Genomic DNA, 2944 nt, shown 5'->3' with positions numbered 1-2944 from the left:
CCGAACCGGTCGACCTGCCGGCCGTCGACGCCTCCGAACCGGCGTTCGTCATCTACACGTCCGGCTCCACGGGCACCCCGAAGGGCGTCGTGCTGAGCCACGACAAACTGACCAACTTCCTCGCCTGGATGGCCGACGAGTGTGCGGTGGACTCGGACAGCCGGATGCTGCACTGCTGCGCGCCGGTGTTCGACGTGGCGTTGGGCGAGATCTTCACTGCCCTCACCTCCGGCGCCCGCGTCGTGGTCTGCTCCCGCGACGACCTGCTCGACGCCCGCCGGCTCACCGACCTGATCGCCAAGGAGCAGGTGACGCACGCCTTCTGCCCGCCCACCAACCTCGCCGCGGTCGACCCCGCCGACTGCCCGAGCATGTCCTGCGTGACCCTCGCCGGGGAACCCATCCCGCCCCACATGGCCCAACGGTGGCTGGCCGCCGGCGCCCGCCTGGTCAACGCGTACGGGCCGGCCGAAGCCGCCGTCGCGTGCACGTGGTTCGACGCCTCAGCCGGGTGGGGCGGGGCGTACGTGCCGATCGGGCGCCCCATGCCGAACCGGCAGATCCGCGTGGTCGACCCGAACCTGAACCTCATGCCCATGGGCGTACCCGGGGAAATCCTCATCACCGGCTTCGGCGTCGCCGACGGCTACCTCAACCGCCCAGAGCTGACCGCCCAACGCTTCGTCACCGACCCGCACAATGGCGGCCTCGCCTACCGCACCGGCGACCTCGGCCGATGGAACACCACCGGCGCCCTCGAAATCCTCGGCCGCATGGACCACCAGGTCAAGGTCAACGGCATCCGCATCGAACTCGGCGAAATCGAAACCGTCCTCGCCCAACACCCCGACGTCGGCGCCGCCGTCGTCACCCGCCGCGAAGACCGCGGCGTCGCCCGCCTCATCGGCTACGTCACCGGCCGCGACGGCCGCACCCCCGTCACCGCGGAGCTACGGGACCACGCCGCCGCCGTGCTGCCCTCCTACATGGTGCCCGCAGTCATCATGGTCCTCGACCGCTTCCCCGTCGGAGGCACCGGCAAGATCGACCGACGGGCACTGCCCGAACCCGGCTCGCAGCGCCCCGACCTGGACGTGGCGTACGTGGAACCGACGACGGACGAGGAACGGCTCGTCGCGGGGGTGTTCGCGGCGGTACTCGGGCTGGACCGGGTCGGCGTACGGGACGGCTTCTTCCATCTCGGCGGCACGTCGTTGCAGTCGGCCGCGGTGGCCGCGGGCATCGACGAGGCCGCGAACGTCGTCGTGCCCGTGTCGCAGATCCACCGCACGCCCACCCCGCACGGGCTGGCCCGCTGGCTGGCCACCGCCCCCCGCCGCCCCAGGGCCGAGCCGACGCCGGCCGTCACCGGCCGCCCCGGCCCCGCCAAGCCCATTCCGCTGACCCTGTCGGTCGCCAAGTGCGTCTGGCTTCCCTTCGAACTGGTCTGCCCGACCACCTGGTGGATCGAGGGTGAGCTGGACCTGCGGGCGCTGATGGCCGCACTCGGCGACGTGCACCGCCGACACGAGGCACTGCACGCCCGCTACCGACGCGTCGACCCGCCCGTGGCACTCATCCCGCCGAACCCCGGCATGCCCCAGCTCCGGCTGCTCACCGACGCCACCAGCGAACAGGAAGCCCTGGACCAACTCGCCGAAGCAGTTCAGCAGCCTCTCGACTACACCCAGGGCCGCAACTGGCGGGCCGCCCTCATCCGCGAGAAGTCCACCGGCCGGACCCTGTTCGGCATCGGCATCCACCACATCGCCTTCGACGGCTGGTCGCACTCACTGCTGGTGCGCGACCTCGGCCACGCCTACGCCGCCCGGCTCGCCGGGGCGGCCCCGGTGTGGGCGGGGCCGGCGACCACGCTGCGGCAGTCCTACGACGAATACACCCGGCTGCGTGACGCCGCCGACCTCGAAGCCCAGCGATCGTACTGGCGCGAACAACTCCGCGGCCTCCCCCGCCAGGGCCACGGCCAACCTCAGGCGCCCCTGGAACAGGCCCTCGCGTGGGGCCCGAAGGCCGGACACATCGTCACCGTCACCCCCGAGGTCATGCGCGGCTGGGACGACGCCGCCCGGCAACACCGGTTCAGCCGCTCCAGCTACTTCGTCGCCGCGTACGCCTCCGCGCTGCGCGCCATCCACCAGCAGGACGACATCGGCCTGCTGATGATCGTCGCGCGGCGCGGCAGCCGCATCCTCGACTCCGCCTTCACCACCCGGATCAACTCGAACTGCGTCCGGGTCCGTTTCGACGGGCCGGAGGCGGGCCTGCTCCGGCACGTCCAGCAGACCGTCGACGAGCTGATGGCGGCCCAGGACATCCCGTTCTCGGAGACCGCCGCCGACCCGGCCGTCGGCCTGCCCGGCGAGGTGGTCGCCAGCGTGCCCGGCTTCGCCTACCAGGACAACGTGGTGCTTCCGCTGGAACTGCCCGGCTGCCGCACCGAGGAGGTCGTCGAGCCGTACGCCCGAGAGGTGATGAGCGGCCTCACCGTCGAGGCGATCCCCCGGGACGACGACGCCCTCCTGCGCATCACCATCCGCACCGACCTGATCCCGTTCACCATCGCCGAGCAACTGGGCGCCCACATGCTGCGCTTCCTCGAAGCCGGACCCCAGGTGGACCGCACCACCGCCTGAAGGCTCGCCCCGTACCCCTCATGCCGTGGACGCGGACGGCCGCGCCGACGGAGTTCCTGGTTCCTGATCCGGCCGTCCCCCGTGCGGGTGGCGCCGGTCCTGATCGGAGGTTGGCTCATGTCTGTCGGGTTCGTTCGTGGTCAGGCCCAGGCTGCGCAGTTTGGCGGGACCGGAACTGACTTCGAGGTCCTCGACCTGGTGGGTGATCTGCGTCGGCCGGCGGTGTGGCCGGCTCGGGCGGCGTCGGTGTTTCGGGCGCTGTCCTCGTCGTTGCCTGTCGGGGCGGCCGG

1 protein-coding gene is annotated in these 2944 nt (G+C 71.8%); it reads left to right on the top strand.

Translation table 11 applies throughout. From position 1 onward, the window contains the following. The coding region (locus AB0G14_RS35195) for an amino acid adenylation domain-containing protein (protein WP_357705055.1) at window positions 1–2654 on the top strand (2654 nt) is incomplete at its 5' end. Window positions 2655–2944 lie beyond the last annotated feature (290 nt).

This window comes from Micromonospora sp. NPDC023814 (assembly GCF_040639595.1).
GTDB lineage: Bacteria > Actinomycetota > Actinomycetes > Mycobacteriales > Micromonosporaceae > Micromonospora.
This window is presented reverse-complemented; position numbering and strand designations above follow the sequence as displayed.